We start from the raw sequence: 18,363 nt of genomic DNA, 5'->3' as shown, positions 1-18,363 counted from the left end.
ATATATTACCTATACTATGAAGATCAGTTATACGCCTACTCGTGCTGGAAAGAACTCCGCCGGTTGTTTGGCTGTGTTGAATGTTTTACCCACGATTGGTGCCAATTTCTCCAGATCCTGAAGCAGGTTGGCAAATTGGTCAGGGAACAAAGATTGCACGCCGTCACCCGTCATGGAATTATCCGGGTCCGTATGCATTTCGATAATTAGGCCGTTAGCACCAGCAGCAACAGAAGCCTTCGTCATCGGTTCAACCAGCTCACGGCGACCCGTACCATGACTTGGGTCCGAAATGACTGGCAGATGACTGAGAGACTGCAGAACAGGGATGGCCGACAAGTCGAGCGTATTGCGTGTGTAGGATTCGAATGTACGAATACCACGCTCACACAACATTACATTCGGGTTGCCACCCGCAAGAATGTATTCAGCCGCATTCAACAGCTCATCATAAGTTGCACTGAAACCACGTTTCAGCAGTACCGGTTTGCCACACTCACCCAATTTGCGCAGCAAATCGAAGTTCTGCATGTTCCGTGTACCTACTTGCAGAATGTCTGCGTACTCGGCACAAATATCCACATATTCAGGCGTCATGACTTCTGTAATGGTCAACAGGTCATGTTTCTTGCCTGCTTCAGCCATCATGATCAGACCTTCAACACCCGTTCCCTGGAAGCTGTACGGACCTGTACGTGGCTTAAATGCACCACCGCGAAGCACCTGTCCACCGGCTGCCTTAACCAGCCCGGCAATCTCATCAATCTGTGCAGCTGATTCAACCGCACAAGGTCCGCCCATAACGACGAGTTCTTTGCCGCCAATATCTACTCCTTTGATGGAGATTACGGTATCTTGAGGATGGAAGTCACGGCTTGCCAATTTGTAAGACTTCGAAATCTTGACGACATTCTCCACACCTTTCATTTGACGGAGATGCTCAGCCATTTTCGGCTCTACTTTACCAATCAAACCAATGATGGTGCGGTCCTCTCCACGCGAGATATGAACCTGAAGCCCTTCCTTTTCAATTGTAGCGACGATATCCTGAATATGTTCCTCCGGAGTAGCTTTACCTGCAATAACGATCATTATAAATCCCATCCTTCCTTGTATGAGAGCGCCTAAGCGCGTCTGATTTAATCTCCAAAACTCTTCTTCACTTAAACGCTTGTTCGCTTTTAAGCTTTTATCCACTAAAGTAAATATAACATATTCACCCTTTTCAGTCAAGCCGACTCTTATCCCCCTTAAAAAAAAGAATCCTGCAGTCAGTCACCGGATTTCGGCTCTGTACTGCAGGATTCTTATAATAATGTTTGTTTACGTTGTACGAGTCTTTTCCCTTACAGGAGGTAATAGCTTGCTCATATTCACCGTACGCTTGATTTCCCATGTTTCCGGCTTGTCATGTTCATATTGCTCCAGATACAGGATGACTTCCTTCGTGATCGGTGTTGGTGTAGATGCGCCCGAAGTAACCGCCACCTTATTCACACCTTTCAGCCATTCCTGCTGAATCTCAGCCACATCTGATACACGATATGCCGTTACACCCGCAATTTCCTCCGATACTTGTGCAAGTCGGTTGGAGTTATTACTGCGAGGATCACCGACAACAATGACCAGATCGGCTTGCCCTGCCTGTTCAGCAACAGCTTCCTGACGTACTTGGGTAGCCAAGCATATCTCATTATGAATTTCTGCGCCTGGATACTTCTCCAGAAGACGGCTCATAATGTGTTTAATGTCCCATTGGCTCATCGTTGTCTGATTCGTAATAAGGATTTTGCCGGGAGGTACGTTCAGTCCGTCAATCTCCTCTTCCTTCTCGATCAGATGAACATGATTGGGTGCAACACCAACCGCACCTTCAGGCTCTGGATGGCTCTTTTTCCCGATATAGATAATGTCATATCCTTCAGCCGTCTTCTCTCGAATAAGGTCATGGGTTTTGGTTACATCCGGACAAGTTGCATCCACTGTAGTCAAACCTTTATCACGTGCCATCTTGCGCACTTCCGGAGATACACCATGGGCAGTAAAGATCACTGTTCCGCTCTCTACTTGGCTCAAAATATCAATCCGGTTCGGTCCGTCCAGTGTAATAATGCCCTCATCTTCAAAAGAGTCCGTCACATGTTGGTTATGCACAATCATACCCAATATATAAATAGGCCGTGGTAGGTCCAGATTGCGTGCCGCCTGGCGCGCGAGCACCATCGCATCCACAACTCCGTAACAATATCCCCGCGGCGAAATTCGTAGTACTTCCACTTGGTTGCCACCCGCTTTCTTTCTCGGCAAAGATAGCCGATGTAATTGCAGTCCTGTCTATTATAACCTTATTCGATAGGCGGAGCAAAGACAACCGGCAACCAAATGATAAAGGTCGTTCCTTCTCCACGTCTGGTTACAACCTCGACAGACCCTTGGTGTTCCTCTATGATCCACTTGGCGATCGACAGTCCCAGACCTATGCCTGGTGTGGCACCGCGCGACTCATCCGCCCGATAGAACCGGTCAAAGATAAATGGAACTTCATCCCGATCCATTCCGATGCCCGTATCACTGATGCGCAGTCCCACCTGACCTTTATAAAGTATTGCATCAAGCGTAACCGAGCCATCTGGAGTGTACTTGAAAGCATTCTCGATAAAAATAAACAACATTTGCTGCAAATAGTCCTTGCTGCCGTTCACATAAATGCCATTCAAAATCGATAGATCACCTGGACGCCAGTCAGCCTGGTGATCAAGGAATTGCGATCTTCGAGCCACTTCCTGCACCAGAATCTGCAACGGGATCGGATTCAGTTCGATTTTCTGTCCTGTATCGGCTCTGGCCAAAGACAACATGTCACTGATCAGTCTGCTCATGCGTTTGCCTTCATCCGCCATGTCCTCTATCGCTTCAAGCGACATTTGTTTAACCGTTTCTTCGTCCAGATTCGGTCGGTCCGTGCTCTCCTGATCCCACAGCTTCTTAAGGAAGTCCACATTGCCACGGATCGTGGTCAGCGGTGTACGCAGCTCATGTGAAGCATCAGATACAAATCTGCGCTGAGCTTTATTCGTCTCCTCGAGCCCGCGGAATGACAGCTCTGTTCGTTCAAGCATATTATTAACTGTTTCAATCAGACGTCCAATCTCATCCTTTGGACCCGTGTATTGAATACGCACACTAAGGTCATCCCCGGATTGAATCTGATTGGCGGCATCAATCACATTGACGAGCGGACGCATCGATTTACGAGCCAGAATCAGACCCGAAGTAATGGCAAGCGCCATCGCTACAAGCCAGCCAAAGACCAGAATATTTCGCAGAGCCTCCAGCAATCGTTCCTGGGAACTAACATTAGCACCGACTTGAAGGAGCCCCCTTATTTCATTGGTCCCCTGAAGAGACAAGGGCTGTTGATTCACCAAGAAAGGGGTCCCATTGACATAGATCTTGGATATCCCACGCTTTTTCTGGATCTCATTGGATTTCACAACGGGAAATTGAATCTGAAGCTTCTCCATATTGCCTGAGATTTTACCAGATCTGCTCTGGTAGTCCCACAACTGGATGTATATCTGAGCTTCCTGAAGCTGACTTTCTGTAAAAGGGTCCAGGTCCAGCGACTGTGAGAGCGGATTGACACCGATCTGATTCGTTATTCGTTCACTTTTATCTTTCAGTTGCTGTTCCACTTCTTGATACGTATTAAAATAAACAAAAGCGTAGATCACAACTCCCCAAAAAATGAGCACGGCTGCCAAGATGCCTGAATACCACGCGGTTAATCTTAACCGAATGGACATGTCAGGAGTCACCCCTCAAAATATAGCCGGCTCCCCGGATCGTCTGGATCAAACGTTTGCCGCCGTATTCTTCGGTTTTTTGTCTGAGCATGGCAATATACACTTCGAGCACATTGGATTCACCACTGTAATCATAACCCCAGATTTTATCCATAATCAGATCACGGGACAGCACACGTTTCGGATTTTGCATGAACAGATTCAGCAATTCGAACTCCTTGGCAGTCAGTTCCAGACGCTGACCGTCACGCAACACCTCACGAGAATCATTATCCAGAATAATATCCTCATACATAAGTCGATTATCAGGCGTGTCTGCTATATCCGCTTTACGACGCAATAAGGCACGGACACGAGCCAACAGTTCTTCAAGTGCAAACGGCTTCACGAGATAATCATCTGCACCTGTATCGAGCCCAATTACCCGGCTCTGTACTTCATCTTTGGCAGTGAGCATTAGCACGGGCACTTTGCTCCCCGCTTCTCTGAGTCTGCGGCATACTTCAAACCCGTCAATTTGCGGCATCATGACATCAAGAACCACGATATCCGGCTCTTTATCCATTAGCTTACTGAGGCCCTCCGCCCCATTCGAAGCTGTCTGTACCTCATATCCTTCAAAAGCAAGTCCCCGCCGAAGCATGGAAACGATTTTTTCATCATCATCAACAATCAGAATAGTTGAGCGCATGGTCTTTCTCCTTTATCCCTTAACGTTTTAATCTTATTGTAACAGCCAAAAGCGCAATCTGCATCTTTCCAAACACCTTGTTGCGTTGCGAGTCAGACCTTGATGGAGTACAAACGAATATAGTGCAAAAAAAGCGAAAGGGCCCTCGAACCCTTCCGCTCTTCTAAACCTTATTCTATAACCCATGTTTCGGCATTATGGTTGTTGTTGCTGTTGTTGATCCGTTGTTTGTGTAGTATCGTAATCATTTTTGTTGCCGATTTTGAGTTTCACATCCATTTTTTTGCCGTCCCGAACAACATTCAGTGTCACTTCACTGCCAATTTCCTGTTTCTTGATGAAATCAATCAAATCCTGACTTGTGCTGTATGCTGTGCCATTGGCACCTGTGATGATGTCATAAGCACGCAGGTCTGCTTGGTAAGCAGGGGATTGATAGATCGTGCTGGCTACAACTGAACCTTCAGTGATATCCGTTCCCATCTGTTTAGCCACTTCAGGCGTAAGGGCCATCAGAGATGCACCAATGAACGGTACGGGCTCTTTGGGAACTTCTTTATTTTCTTTCAAATATTTAACCGCATCCGAGATTACACTCGAAGGAATGGCAAACCCAATACCCTGTGCATCCGCGCTAACCGCAACGTTCATACCAATGACTTCACCATTCAGGTTAAGCAATGGTCCACCGGAGTTACCAGGATTGATGGAAGCATCCGTTTGTAACAAGTGGCTGTACTCACGAGTTTTGCCGGTTTCTTCGTCCGGAATGCTGATGGTACGTTCTTTCGCACTCAACACACCTGCAGTAACTGTGTGTTCAAATCCTTCCGGGTTACCAATAGCTACAAGCCATTCACCAACTTGAGTACTGTTAGAATCGCCCAGTGGAGCGACAGGGAAAGCATCATCGCCACTGTTTTTCTCAATTTTCAATACGGCAAGGTCAAGGTCGAAGCTGCTTCCCAGCAATTTTGCTTCATACGGTTTGCTGTTGTTCTCCAGCGTTACCTGAATCACATCTGCACCCTGAACCACGTGTTGGTTCGTCAGGATGTAGCCTTCTTTGTCAAAAATAAATCCGGAACCAATGCCAAGCGGAACCAACTGATTGCTGCTTTGTTGCTGTTGCTGCTGATTATTTTGGCCTTGGTAGCTATCTGTTCCACCATTGCTTCCGTTACCAAAGAAGTATTGGTACAATGGATCGCTCATCGTAGAACCACCCTGGCTGCTGCTGCGTGTAGACTGCTTGGCAAGTGTTTCGATTTTGACGACAGCCGGACTTGTACTCGTTACTACAGAGGATACATCCTCTTTGCCCGTTGGCAGTAATGACGCTGTCACGTTATTGCTGCTGCCTGAGTTAGTAGGAGAAGATGACTGACTGGAGCTTTCATTGTCTGCACTTGTCAGCGCTTCCTGTGGTGTAAACATGTTTGTTCTGTCCGCTGTATACATCAGCACTGTAATGACCAGCATCCCGGCGATAAAAGAGAACAGGAGCGATCTTACGGAAGAACGTGGCCGACGGTTATTATAATTCCAATTCCCATTGTTCTTGCCGCCGTTCCCCTGATCTCCTCCGTTGCCTGAACCATTGCCGCCGCCCCCTCTGGAGGACGTATTAGCTTGATCAGATGATTCGTTATTGTAATTACTGTAGTAAGTAGGTACGGGCTTCACGGGTTCAGGTCTTGTAATCTCTACATTTCCTTCTTCACGTTGATTATGTTCCCCATTATGACTTGCTGTATCTTCCTGATTCACGGACTGAAAAGGTCCGTAAGAATAATAATAGGAGGAATCGTCCGTCCCTGATGAATTGCGATTCTCCGCTTGTTTAGTTTCATTTTCCTCGTCTTGACGGTTCGCTCTGTAATTACGTTCGTCCATGCCTCTCTACCTCCCAATCTCTTCTTCGCAAGAGATATTCTTTAACTGTCCTTATTTTGTACTTTAAACCTTAACCGTACCTTAAAAACAATTAAAAAGGAGATAAAAGCACGCTGTTATAGAACATTTTTCCCGCCAAATCTGCATTCTAACCCTTATTCTTCACCCAGCCCTGACGATGAGCGTAGATTGCCAGCTGTGTCCGATCGTCCATTTCACATTTCATCAGCAGATTGCTCACATGAGTTTTGACGGTTTTGATACTAATATGTAGTTCTTCCCCGATGTCCTTATTGGTCTTGCCCTCTGCAATCAGCAAAAGCACTTCCTTTTCCCGTTCCGTCAGGCCGGATTCGTTCTCTCTTGCTGTGCGCTGCCTGATGCCACGGGTCAATGCCTGTGATACGTCGCCTGTCATTACAGGCATACCTCGGTATGCTCCTTGCAGAGCGTAGATCAACTCTTCAGCAGATACTGTCTTCAGCACATAACTGACGGCACCGGCTTCAATCGCTTGTACCACAAGGTCATCCTCCAGAAAACTGGTCAGCATCACAATTTTCATCCCCGGAAATTCGGTCATAATCGCTTGTGTCGCTTCCGCGCCATTCATTACCGGCATCATCAAGTCCATCAGGATCAGGTCAGGCAGTTCGTTTTCTCCCAGCTTGCGCAGCTGATTCAATGCATCCTGTCCGTTACCCGCTTCCCCCATCACATGAAATGTAGGCTCCAGCATAAGATACGTTTTTAACCCCATCCGCACCATATCATGATCATCTACAATCATTACATTTACTATTCCGCTCATTCCGTTTCCCCCTCTGGTTCTTTCGGGAATTTCGGGATGAATACCCGCACCGTCGTCCCCGCTCCCGGCTTCGATATAATCTGAACCTGACCCCCAAGCTTCTCTGCCCGTTCACGCATCGTTGATAATCCGTATGAACCAGGCCGTTCCGCTTGCTGCAAAAACCCCTGACCGTCATCGCTAATGCTCATGCTGATCTGATGTTCACTCTCTCGTATGGACAGACTGACTAGACCCGCTTCCGCATGTTTGACCACATTAGCGACCGCTTCCTGAATAACAAGAAACAGCTGGTGCTCGATGGCATCGGAAATTCCGCCATCCAGTTCCAGCTCTTTCACTCCTTTTAAACCATTCTGCCTGCAATAATCCGGGAACCAGCTATCCAGCGCTTCGCCAAGATTCCTTCCCTCCAACTCCACTGGGCGAAGCTGAGCGATAAGCCCACGCATCTGCCGCTGTGCGATATGCGACATCTGAATAAGTTGCTCCAACACTTTGCTGCCATGCTCGGGATTCATCTCCAGCAAACGTGGTAAGGAAGAAGCCGACATATGCATGGCAAAAAGCTGCTGGCTGACCGTATCATGCAAATCCCTTGCCATCCGTTTGCGTTCTTCAATCACAGCGCGTTCGGATGCCTGTTCCTTTTCAATGACTTCCTGCTCACCAAGCCGCTGAAGCAATCTCATTTTTTTCTCAATCGAATCCATCATGACATTGAATTCCTGATATACCCGTCCGAAGGAGGCATCATCTGCCTCAGGCATACGAACAGCGAGATTGCCCTTGGACACTTTCAGCATGTTGAGATCCAGAAGATCAATCTTGCGTTGAAGCCGTAAGGCGGCAATATATCCCGTGATTATGGTAGCCAGGAGAACAACAGCAACATAGGTCCACGCACGCTGACGCCCTGTTCCCATCAGCACTTCCCCGTACAGCAAGTAAAACCCGCCCAAAGTAATGAGTCCGGTCAGCGCAAAATACATCATCAGTTCCCACTTATTTGCCTTGAGAATCGTTCGAATCATGCGTTAACCCACCTTGTTCACTTTGACATCTCCAATAAACACACTAACGACAATCCGTACTTTTTTTCCTGCTTCGCGATAATGCGCCGTTTCAGCCTGAGCACTGCTTAGGAATCCACCCCGTTTTTGATTTAACAGCGACATGTCCCCAATAAACGAGTTTGTCGTCACAGTCACACCGAGATCCATATCTTCAGGAACAAATACCTTCACATCCCCAATAAAAGAGGAAATGTTAATTTTCGTCTCACCGTAAGGTATTTGCGCCTTCGTCAAATCAATCACCGTATCGCCAATAAATGCCGAAATATTCATCGGTTTCAGGGAGAACACTTCCTGTCCCATATACATATCGCCGATAAATGCCGATTTGTTAATCGTATTCCCATGGCCATTATAATAATTCGAATCATCATCATAGTGGTCATCATCATCAAATGTTCCATATGCCTTTTTATTTGAACCATAACCTTTGTGCTTGTGATGATGTTGTTGATGTTTATGATGATGTTGATGTCCGTGTGATTTATGGTCTTCCTTATCTGTATAAAATGAGCCATGTGAATCATTTTTTTGTTCCTGTTCCGGTTTGCCAAATGTTTTCTCAAACTGTTCATCAAACGAAGACGGCATTTCCAGGTCCTCAGGGGACAATGGTTTATAAGGTGGCTCCGGCGGTGGAGGCGGTTGTACTTGGTCATGATGTTTCCGGTCACGACGACGAGGTCCGATCAGAACGAACAATCCCCCACCAATCAGCATTACCGGAATTAGGTAGCGAATGAACTCGCCCATGGAATAATCAATCCACCCCAGATTGCGTGCCAAGAAGTATCCACCAATCGCCAGTACAATGGCCGGTCCAATCAATGCATGACTCCCATTACGCCGAATTTCGGTTATACCTTTTACACCCCACCAAATCAAAAATAACGGCCAATATGTTCTGAACATGTATCCGATATCTATGTCATATCCCAATTGCCTGAACAATATTATTGCGCCAATCGCAATAAGAGGAATGCCAACCCACCAGCGGTCCCGCGTAGATCGTTTCATCGCTCATGTCTCCTTTGTCTGTATTCTGTATCCAGTTTACATCAGACAAGGATTGGTTAACAGCGGCGGCAGATGGAATTGATCTCAGTCTCCAGACCGAGACGGAAGGGTATTTATGTAAAATATTAAAAACACCCTGGAGAAATTCTCCAAGGTGTCTGTGCATTGATTTACTTTTGTGATTTGCCTGTGTTCTCAGTACCGAACTCAGCATTGTATTTTTCATCAGGTGTTTGGAAGTTATCCTTCACTTTGTTTTGGTGCGATTGTTTCACTTTGCTTGCTGCATTCTCTTCTCCAAACTCTGCATTGTACTTCTCGTTTGGCGTTTGTGAACCTTGAGATTTCTTAGCCACGACGATCACCTCTCTCTTCATATTTACATTGCATGTCTGCAACGCGGGGTTCGTCCCCAGAGAGTATTATGTGAAGAGTGCGCGTGCGTTATTCATGTATTAAAATTCATCATCATTATACGGCCTTGTCCAGCCATGAATCGGGTACGGATTTGTACACATCGATGGCTTCCGATAATTCTTCCAGCATTTTTTCAGTGCATTTTCCAGCACCTTGTTTGATCACCTGTACTTCGACGTCCTTTTTGCCCCATTCTTTATACACTTGCTTTGTGGTAGGGAAATAAAGATCAATTTTATTGCCCTTGATCGCCGAGCCCGTGTCTGCAACGATGCCGTAACCATAACCGGGAATATATAAAATGGAACCCAGTGGGAACAGCTTCGGATCAGCTGCAATCGTTGAGACCGTTTCTTTATCACGGCGCACCTTTACACCTGAATACGTGATTCCGTATTGAGGATGTTTTGGGCCTTTTCCGGTTGATTCCACACCTGCAGTGTATCCGGTAGCAGTCACTTTATGCGTGTCCAACACCTGTTCTGTACGCGGAGCGAGCACCGGCATGGATGGGTCAACTCCAGTCTGCTTCTCCGGAACTTCCGGCCGTGGAATAACAATAGGCTGTGGAGACCATAAAAACCCCATATAGACCAAGGTTGTGAGTTGAGCCTGATCGCTGTATTCATAAACTGCCGTTTCAGAATGTACGCCTTCAAGCTCTCCTGAAGTTTCGCTGTGCTGATTCTCCACATACATGACTTCATTTTCCTCTTCGAAGGTATATGCTTCTACCTGATTCCAGCCCAAGACTACTCCGGCGAACATTACACAACAAGAGATGATGAACCTTATGTTTTTCTTTTGAATTAAGAATTGCTTTTTCATTATAGAACCTCCCCCTTACTGCAAAGGTTTTCCAAAATGAAAAAATTCTATACTTTTCACCTATTAAGGCTTTTAAACCGGATGTCAGAAAACCAGAAAACAACAAAAAAAACCGTCTGAACCCTTGGATTTACTCCAATATGATTCAAACGGTTTTCTATTATAGAACCCACAATTCAGGATTACACCAGTCTTGTTGCAATCTCTTCTTTGAGCTGGGCTACAATTTCGTCCACAGGTTTCATGCCGAGGTCGCCTTCTCCACGTTTCCGCACAGATACACCCTCTGCATTACGTTCATTTTCACCAACGACGAACATGTAAGGCATTTTCTCAAGCTGTGCTTCACGAATTTTATAACCAAGCTTCTCGTTACGCAGATCCGCTTCAGCAGAGATGCCTGCACGTTTCAGTTTCGCTTCCACTTCACGTGCGTAGTCGTCGAAGTTGCCGGATACAGGAATAACCTTCGCCTGTACAGGAGACAACCACAGTGGCAGAGCCCCTGCAAAGTTCTCCAGCAAGAATGCAGTGAAACGCTCCATCGTACTGATTACACCGCGGTGGATAACGACCGGACGATGTTTCTGCCCATCATCTCCCACATATTCAAGCTCAAACCGCTCTGGTAAGAGGAAGTCCAATTGAACGGTAGACAATGTCTCTTCTTTGCCCAGTGCTGTCTTGATCTGAACATCCAGTTTTGGACCATAGAATGCCGCTTCGCCTTCTGCTTCATAGAATGGAAGGTTGAGTTCTTCCACAACTTCACGGAGCATGCGTTGGGACATTTCCCACATCTCGTCATTCTGGAAGTATTTCTCGGTATCCTGAGGATCGCGGTAGGACAGACGGAAACGATATTCGTGAATGCCGAAATCTTTATAAACCGTTTGAATCAGCTCAATAACACGAGCGAACTCTTCCTTGATCTGATCCGGGCGTGCGAATATATGAGAATCGTTCAGCGTCATCGCACGTACACGGTGCAGACCTGTCAACGCGCCCGACATTTCGTAACGATGCATCATGCCAAGCTCGGCAATCCGGATCGGCAGATCACGGTAGCTGTGCATGCTGGACTTGTACACCATCATGTGGTGAGGACAGTTCATCGGACGAAGAACAAGTTCTTCATTGTCCATAACCATTTTCGGGAACATGTCATCCTGATAGTGCTCCCAGTGACCTGATGTTTTGTACAATTCAACATTACCCAGCACCGGTGTGTACACATGCTGATATCCGAGGCTCTCTTCCAAATCCACGATATAACGCTCCAACGTCCGGCGCAGCTTGGCACCATTAGGCAACCAGATTGGCAGACCTTGTCCAACCAGTTGGGAGAATGTGAAGATTTCGAGTTCCTTACCCAGTTTACGGTGATCCCGTTTACGAGCTTCTTCCAGGAAGTGCAAATGCTCATCAAGCTGTGCTTTTTTCACAAAAGCTGTACCGTAAATACGTTGCAGCATTTTGTTTTTGCTGTCTCCACGCCAGTAAGCACCGGCAACATTCATCAGTTTGAATACTTTGATTTTGCTGGTGGATGGTACGTGTGGTCCACGACACAAGTCGAAGAATTCACCTTGCTCATAAATAGTGATAACACTGTCTTCTGGTAAGTCACGAATCAATTCGAGCTTGTAAGGATCGCCCACTTCTCCGAAGATTTTGATCGCTTCCTCGCGGCTAACTTCCTTACGTACAATCGGCAAGTTCTCATTAACAATACGTTCCATTTCCTTCTCGATCTTTTGCAGATCTTCGGGATTGAGAGGTTGTTCCAGATCCATATCATAGTAGAAACCATCTTCAATGACAGGACCAACGCCGAGATGTACCTCTTTGTTTCCATATAAACGCTTCACAGCTTGAGCGAGCAAGTGAGCTGTACTATGACGCATCACTTCCAGGCCTTCTGGTGAATCCAGTGTTACGATCTCCACCAATGCTCCCTCATGAAGTGTTGTGGACAAGTCCACCACGATTCCATCCAGTTTGCCGGCTACGGCATTTTTGCGAAGTCCGCTGCTGATCGAAGCGGCCACATCTTCAATGCTGCTTCCGTCGGCATACTCACGAACCGAACCATCGGGTAGTTTAATGTTAACTGCCATTTGTCTCATTCCTCCTGTAAATTCAACCTCTGTCCATACATGATCATGGATGGATAATCTATTGCTGTTCCTGCAATTTTTGCAAAGGAACGCAAAAAACACCCGTCCCGGCAAAGGGACGAGTGTTGTATACTCTCGTGGTTCCACCCTAATTCAGCTGCTTCATCCGTATTGGAAGTACAGCCCTCATTGGCATGACGGTAACGGGCATGACCCGGCATATCCTTACTCATGGATGACTACCTGTATTATAGAGGCAATATTTATATCCATTTTCAAAACTGCAGCTACAAAGGGGTAAACCAAACGTGGCATCCGGAGGAAATTTCAGCCTAGTTCCCTCTCTCTGCACTGACCGTGCGTATGGTTCTTGTCTTTGTCAACGCTTTTGTTTATTGTTCCATAACAACCTCAAATAAATATCATGGATCAACAGTTATTATAATTGCCGATATCACTTGCGTCAAGACCTGTCAACAATCCGGAGCGCAGCACTTCACACTCAGGGCAATGATGGCATAATTGCACTTTGTCTTCAAAGATCTGACGGATCGTAGAGATGATAGGCAGATCTGGAGTGCGTGTATGCAGCATGACCTTTTCAGGCGAGATGGAGATCAGCGTACTCACGATCATGTCTTCGATATCCATTTCCAATTCAAGTCCAGGCATCTCTACAACGACCTGTTCATCCTTTTGTACGGGCAGCACATTAAGTGCAGCATCCAATACTTGAAATTCATGCAAACCTTTGTGTATCAAATGTACAAGAGGTACTTTCGCCTCCTGAAAGAACACAAAATATTTGAGTAGCCCCATAAACTCTTCATATTGACGATCCATCCAGAATTCATCCAGCGCATATTCTACCAGCTCATGAAGTTCCTGCTTATATGGCCGAATCCGGAAATTAAGAATGCCTTCAAGATTAAAAAAATGCACCTCTTCCAAATCTTGCTTCAAACCATTGGCCAAAGTGGTACGGCGACGCTCGCGCAGGCCTGGCTGATCCAAGTCACCATTGAATAATAAAGGCATGCAAATCCGATTTACCTTCTCCACCTCATGTTCATCCATGACTGAGCAGGCCTTTGAGATCATCTCTTCCACCATAATACGTTCACGTGTATCCATGATGTAATCTGCAAGTCCAGTGGCAAGCAAATCACTGATCTGAGGCAGCCACTGCTGGAAGTCAGCGTGATTCTCATTGCCTCTGCATACCCAGGCCGCTCTTCCGTCATTATGTTTGAAGGTGAGCCGAAATCCTCTTTTGCTTATATGTAAACCTTTGGTTTTTTCCTTCACACAACGATAAAATTGATCCGCTTCCTCCTGCCCTGATACATCGGTCCATACGGCGAACAGTTCCATAAGAATCACTCCTTTCCTTCCTGTTCAAAGTATATGGCAAGGCTGATAGGGATATACGAAGCGGATTGATGGAAAGCGTGTCATGATTTCTCAGTATATTATCAATCTGTTTGGAGTTAAGACAAAAATGTGTTATTATTTTTATAACAGTATGTTTCACGGAAAAGGGGGGAAGCCAAAATGAGACAACAACCAAGAATACTCCGTTACGCTTTTATTATCATTTTGTGCGTATTCCAAGCGTTGTCCTTCCCTATTCCGATGCAGTCGGAATCCGCTGTCGAGGTAACCGTTGAGACGACTTCCAACAAGGAAGTGCTTGTCCACACATTGGAGTCTCAGCAGAAACCTGCCATTCGCAAATACCCACAAGTCATGTCGAAGTTGATTGCGGTCACGCATAACAAACCTGTCTTTCTTGTGCTCGCTTTGTTGCTAATGCTGCGAATTCCTACACCGCGTCTACCCTTTAAACCGTTGATTTGTCTGTTTAAACGCAGATTATTTCTGCTACCCATCAAATTCACCAGTATGTATGTATCTCCCACCCCTATAGCACCAAAATACGTGAACGCTCTTAACTAGCCTTTACACCGTATTTTAGGTTGCTTTGCATGGAGACACCTCTGTCTGATAGACGGTGTGCTTGTGCATAACTTTTAACCCTTTTAGCAAATGTTAGATATCGATCAGCCTCATTGGCAACACCTATTTGTTAGCATCTATTTTGTTATCCCCATTTTCATTAAAAATTCACAACACAAGGCTGTGTGTCAGGAGTCCCTGGCTCTGTTTACCCGCATCATTTAATGTTCCTAAGTTCAGCTGTTCATTCTATTTTCGGGAAATAAGCCTGTCTTCTGTGGCCAGCCCTCAATTTAAGGAGGCATACTATCCATGGATGTACGCGAAACAGATTTGCCGGGAATCGGCAAGAAATTTCAGATTGAAACGAGCAGTGGAGATAAAATTATTGTCATTATTCACGATGACGGTCGCCGGGAAATGTACCATTTTGAGTACGATGATCCAGACCAAAGCATCTCCATGATTACACTTGATGACTATGAAGCAAGACAGATTGCTGCCATCGTTGGTGGATTGACCTATAAACCAAAGCAGCTTGAAAATATTGAAGTAACGTTTGACGATCTGATTATTGAATGGTACAAAATCGAGCCATCCTACGGATGTATCGGTAAATCTATTGGTGAACTGGACGTACGTCAAAACTCAGGGGCAACGGTTATTGCCGTTGTAGAGAAGAATCACAAAAAACATATCAGCCCCGGTCCGGAGGTCGTGATTAGTGCAGAGTCCACGGTAGTAGCCGTTGGCGAACGCAATCAGCAGAAACTGTTTAAATCCCTCCTCCTGACTGGAAGGGGGTAAATAGATGGATCATTTGATATTCGAAGTAGGTCTGGCCCTTGTGCTCATTGCGGCAGCCGGCCTTTTATCGGCAAAACTAAGATTTTCGGTCGTTCCGTTTTATATTCTGATCGGGATGGCTGTTGGGCCACATGCTATGAAAATCTGGCATCTGGACTTCCGTTTCATTGAAAGTCAGCCGTTTATTGAGTTTATGGGCCGCATTGGTATTCTCTTCCTGCTCTTCTATCTAGGGCTGGAATTCTCGGTTGGTCGTTTGATCAAATCGGGTAAATCCATTGCAGTCGGCGGGTCTATCTATATTGGGATTAACTTCACGCTGGGATTAATATTCGGTTTTATGTCCGGTTTCCCAGTTGCAGAAGCACTTATTATCGCAGGTATAACTACCATCTCTTCCAGTGCCATCGTGGCCAAGGTACTCGTGGATTTGAAACGAACGGCCAATCCTGAAACAGAGATGATATTGGGTATTATTATGTTCGAAGATGTATTCCTCGCTGTATATATCTCGATCTTGTCCGGACTTGTGCTTAGTGATTCATCCTCCATCGGAGGCGTCATCATGTCCGCACTTATTGCTCTCGGATTCATGCTTATCGTGATTATCCTTGGACGCAAAGCAACACCGCTACTAAACAAATTGCTTAAAATTCGATCGAATGAGCTATTCTCTCTCGTTGTATTCGGAGCCTTGTTCCTGGTAGCCGGCTTCTCTGAAACCATTCATGTTGCCGAAGCGATTGGTGCATTACTGGTTGGTCTGGTGCTTGCTGAAACAGAACACGCGAAACGGATTGAGCACTTGATTCTACCGTTCCGTGACTTCTTCGGAGCAATCTTCTTCTTCAGCTTTGGATTGTCCATTGATCCGTTGTCCTTGGGTGGCGAAGCCGTATGGTTAGCTCTGATTGCAGTTGTTATTACATTGTTCGGTAACTTCCTGGCAGGTATGATGGCCGGACGCAGTGCAGGACTATCGCCCAAAGCATCGGCGAATATTGGATTAACCATTGTGTCACGGGGTGAATTTTCCATCATCTTGGCCAACATGGGTAAAGCCGGAGGACTGTTGCCAATGATTCAACCGTTTGCCGCGCTCTATGTCCTAATTCTGGCCATTCTGGGTCCTTTATTAACCAAAGAGTCCAAACATGTATTCCGTTTATTGGATAAAATATTCAAGTTCAAGGATCCTCGGAAAAAGAAAGAAGAACCAAAGGTTCTACAGAAAGAAGGATAATTCCTTATGTCTGTACAGAACAGACACACTAACGTACTTCGCGGCTCTTATGCCGATCTTTCTGTGACTAACCCAGGGAGAATGGCTCGAAAGCCGCACTAAGGAGGATGACCTATGAAAGCACCTCTGATATCGGCTAATCCGGTGCCACAAACCGCCAAGACCAGATTATCATCTGCCCGTCGCATGTTGAATTTATTGTTTGTAATCGCGGGTGGAATTCTGGCCTCCGTGGGACTTGAATTGTTTCTACATCCCAATAAGATCATTATTGGAGGCATTACAGGTATCTCTTCGTTGTTCGCCCACTGGACCGAAATGAGGATTGGTTTGTTCCTGTTTTTGTTCAACGTTCCGTTTATCTTTCTGTCCTATAGACTCGTGCAAAAGAAATTCGTACTGGTCACTGTTCTGGGTTTGGTTGTCTTTTCGATTGGTGCCATTGTGCTTCATCCCATGCCGCCGCTTGTCGAGCACCCGCTGGCAGCCGCCATGTTTGGCGGATTATGTCTCGGTCTAGGAATCGGTCTAGTCGTGCGGTATGGTGGGACACTGGATACGCTGGAAATCGGTGATCCGTCCTCCCGTCCACCTGAACGTGTATTTAGCGGGAAACGGATGCTTATCGAAAAAATAATCATGCTGCTCAACTTGTTGATTCTAACCGCCGCTGGTGTTGTCTTCGGTTGGGATCAAGCGATGTACTCGGTAATTGCTTATCTCATTGCATATGAAATGGTGTATATTGCATTCCGCGGATTCACAGCTAAGCGCAAAATATGTATTTTAACTACACAAAGCGCTCAAGTTGAAAAAGCCATCCGTAAACGGCTGCGCCGTGAACCTGGAACATTGGCTGCTTCAACGGATCCAGGGCATCCAGCTGTCGCTGAAGGTTGGATCCAACACGTTCCGGGAGCGCTCTACTATGAGATTCATTTCCTCGAAATGATCTGGCTCAAATCCATTGTGCGTCATATTGATCCACATGCAGGTATTGTGACAAACCCGGAAAAATAATAGCTCATGTAAGTTGAACTAAAGATATTTACACTGACACTACGATGACAGAACAACCTTCCAATCGCTGTTATCCCCAGATTTTTTCGATTCCCTTTTCTGAAGGGAAAAATCCGGGGATAAAGGCGAACGCTTCGCTTATTCAGGTTTTTTCTGTCCTCTTCGTTATCGTGTAATTTTAATTCAACTTACAAAAAACGCTCTCTTCCCTTATGGATGGACAGTATTGTCCAGTAAGGTCAGAGAGCGTTTTTTTCTGTTATCAGACTTACTTGTTATTATAGCTCAACGATGGCTTTGACTACATGTGAATCTGACAATAACCATTGATCTATTGCAGTAGGTAACTCATCAAATTCCACTCGGTGTGTGATATACCCATCCATGCTTAATTTCTTTTGACGCAAGGTCGACAGGACTTGTTCAAAATCTTCACGGGTTGCGTTTCGACTGCCCAAGATACTCATCTCCCGCTTGTGAAATTCGGGGTCATGAAAGGTAATATCCGCTTTCACCAGTCCCACGAAAATAAGTTGACCACTATGAGCAACATATTGAAGCGCCTCATTCATCGAATTCACGTTACCTGTTGCATCGAAGACAGCTGTAGCATAGTCGCCTCCCGTAATTTCAGCCACTTGTTGTACAGAATGTTCATTGGCCTGTACCAGG

General features: G+C 45.9%; 18 protein-coding genes. 4 read left to right on the top strand and 14 right to left on the bottom strand.

The window, feature by feature from the left end:
• Nucleotides 1-27 precede the first annotated feature (27 nt).
• The 13 genes from aroF to A6049_RS08590 form a co-directional block, all read right to left on the bottom strand.
• Complete coding sequence (gene aroF / locus A6049_RS08650) at nt 28-1,092, bottom strand: 3-deoxy-7-phosphoheptulonate synthase (protein ID WP_063564242.1); 1,065 nt, start codon at nt 1,090-1,092, stop codon at nt 28-30.
• A gap of 231 nt (nt 1,093-1,323) precedes the next feature.
• Nucleotides 1,324-2,277: a 4-hydroxy-3-methylbut-2-enyl diphosphate reductase gene (locus A6049_RS08645; RefSeq protein WP_063564241.1), complete on the bottom strand. Its 954-nt coding sequence runs from the start codon at nt 2,275-2,277 to the stop codon at nt 1,324-1,326.
• A gap of 68 nt (nt 2,278-2,345) precedes the next feature.
• On the bottom strand, nt 2,346-3,806 hold the full coding sequence (locus A6049_RS08640; protein ID WP_063564240.1) for a sensor histidine kinase: 1,461 nt from the start codon (nt 3,804-3,806) through the stop codon (nt 2,346-2,348).
• A 1-nt stretch (nt 3,807) separates the two neighbouring features.
• Nucleotides 3,808-4,497, bottom strand: a complete 690-nt coding sequence (locus A6049_RS08635) for a response regulator transcription factor (RefSeq protein ID WP_063564239.1) — start codon at nt 4,495-4,497, stop codon at nt 3,808-3,810.
• 195 nt (nt 4,498-4,692) lie between these two features.
• Nucleotides 4,693-6,393, bottom strand: coding sequence for a S1C family serine protease (locus A6049_RS08630; protein ID WP_063564238.1), 1,701 nt, complete (start codon nt 6,391-6,393; stop codon nt 4,693-4,695).
• A gap of 148 nt (nt 6,394-6,541) precedes the next feature.
• Nucleotides 6,542-7,204 carry a response regulator gene (locus tag A6049_RS08625; protein WP_063564237.1) on the bottom strand — a complete coding sequence of 221 codons (663 nt, stop codon included), beginning with the start codon at nt 7,202-7,204 and terminating at the stop codon, nt 6,542-6,544.
• Nucleotides 7,201-8,238, bottom strand: coding sequence for a HAMP domain-containing sensor histidine kinase (locus A6049_RS08620; protein ID WP_063564236.1), 1,038 nt, complete (start codon nt 8,236-8,238; stop codon nt 7,201-7,203). Before A6049_RS08620 ends, A6049_RS08625 begins: the two co-directional genes overlap by 4 nt.
• Nucleotides 8,239-8,241: 3 nt before the next feature.
• Nucleotides 8,242-9,297: a cell wall-active antibiotics response protein LiaF gene (gene liaF / locus A6049_RS08615; protein WP_063564235.1), complete on the bottom strand. Its 1,056-nt coding sequence runs from the start codon at nt 9,295-9,297 to the stop codon at nt 8,242-8,244.
• A gap of 170 nt (nt 9,298-9,467) precedes the next feature.
• Nucleotides 9,468-9,653: a hypothetical protein gene (locus tag A6049_RS08610; RefSeq protein ID WP_063564337.1), complete on the bottom strand. Its 186-nt coding sequence runs from the start codon at nt 9,651-9,653 to the stop codon at nt 9,468-9,470.
• A gap of 115 nt (nt 9,654-9,768) precedes the next feature.
• Nucleotides 9,769-10,542 (bottom strand): 3D domain-containing protein, encoded by a 774-nt coding sequence (locus A6049_RS34370; RefSeq protein ID WP_275078617.1) that lies wholly within the window; start codon nt 10,540-10,542, stop codon nt 9,769-9,771.
• Between the two features lie 182 nt (nt 10,543-10,724).
• Nucleotides 10,725-12,662 (bottom strand): threonine--tRNA ligase, encoded by a 1,938-nt coding sequence (gene thrS / locus A6049_RS08600; protein ID WP_063564234.1) that lies wholly within the window; start codon nt 12,660-12,662, stop codon nt 10,725-10,727.
• Nucleotides 12,663-12,667: 5 nt separating this feature from the next.
• Nucleotides 12,668-12,895, bottom strand: a complete 228-nt coding sequence (locus tag A6049_RS08595) for a hypothetical protein (RefSeq protein WP_063564233.1) — start codon at nt 12,893-12,895, stop codon at nt 12,668-12,670.
• A 196-nt stretch (nt 12,896-13,091) separates the two neighbouring features.
• Complete coding sequence (locus tag A6049_RS08590; RefSeq protein ID WP_063564232.1) at nt 13,092-14,036, bottom strand: putative sporulation protein YtxC; 945 nt, start codon at nt 14,034-14,036, stop codon at nt 13,092-13,094.
• 180 nt (nt 14,037-14,216) lie between these two features.
• Here A6049_RS08590 and A6049_RS08585 point away from each other — a divergent pair, with 180 nt between their 5' ends.
• The 4 genes from A6049_RS08585 (at nt 14,217) to A6049_RS08570 (ending at nt 17,691) form a co-directional block, all read left to right on the top strand.
• A complete protein-coding gene (locus A6049_RS08585; RefSeq protein ID WP_063564231.1) occupies nt 14,217-14,621 on the top strand; it encodes a hypothetical protein in 405 nt (134 codons plus the stop codon).
• A gap of 312 nt (nt 14,622-14,933) precedes the next feature.
• Nucleotides 14,934-15,428: a cation:proton antiporter regulatory subunit gene (locus tag A6049_RS08580; protein WP_053780467.1), complete on the top strand. Its 495-nt coding sequence runs from the start codon at nt 14,934-14,936 to the stop codon at nt 15,426-15,428.
• A 4-nt stretch (nt 15,429-15,432) separates the two neighbouring features.
• Nucleotides 15,433-16,671 (top strand): cation:proton antiporter, encoded by a 1,239-nt coding sequence (locus tag A6049_RS08575; protein WP_063564230.1) that lies wholly within the window; start codon nt 15,433-15,435, stop codon nt 16,669-16,671.
• A 114-nt stretch (nt 16,672-16,785) separates the two neighbouring features.
• Nucleotides 16,786-17,691 carry a YitT family protein gene (locus A6049_RS08570; RefSeq protein WP_063564229.1) on the top strand — a complete coding sequence of 302 codons (906 nt, stop codon included), beginning with the start codon at nt 16,786-16,788 and terminating at the stop codon, nt 17,689-17,691.
• A gap of 278 nt (nt 17,692-17,969) precedes the next feature.
• Here the strand turns inward: A6049_RS08570 and A6049_RS33990 are convergent.
• A partial coding sequence (locus A6049_RS33990; RefSeq protein ID WP_240321351.1) for a zinc-binding dehydrogenase occupies nt 17,970-18,363 on the bottom strand: 394 nt, incomplete at its 5' end.

The organism is Paenibacillus sp. O199, assembly GCF_001636635.1.
Taxonomy (GTDB): domain Bacteria; phylum Bacillota; class Bacilli; order Paenibacillales; family Paenibacillaceae; genus Paenibacillus; species Paenibacillus marchantiae.
Note: the sequence above shows the minus strand (reverse complement) of the source record. Positions and strands in the feature narration are given on the sequence as shown.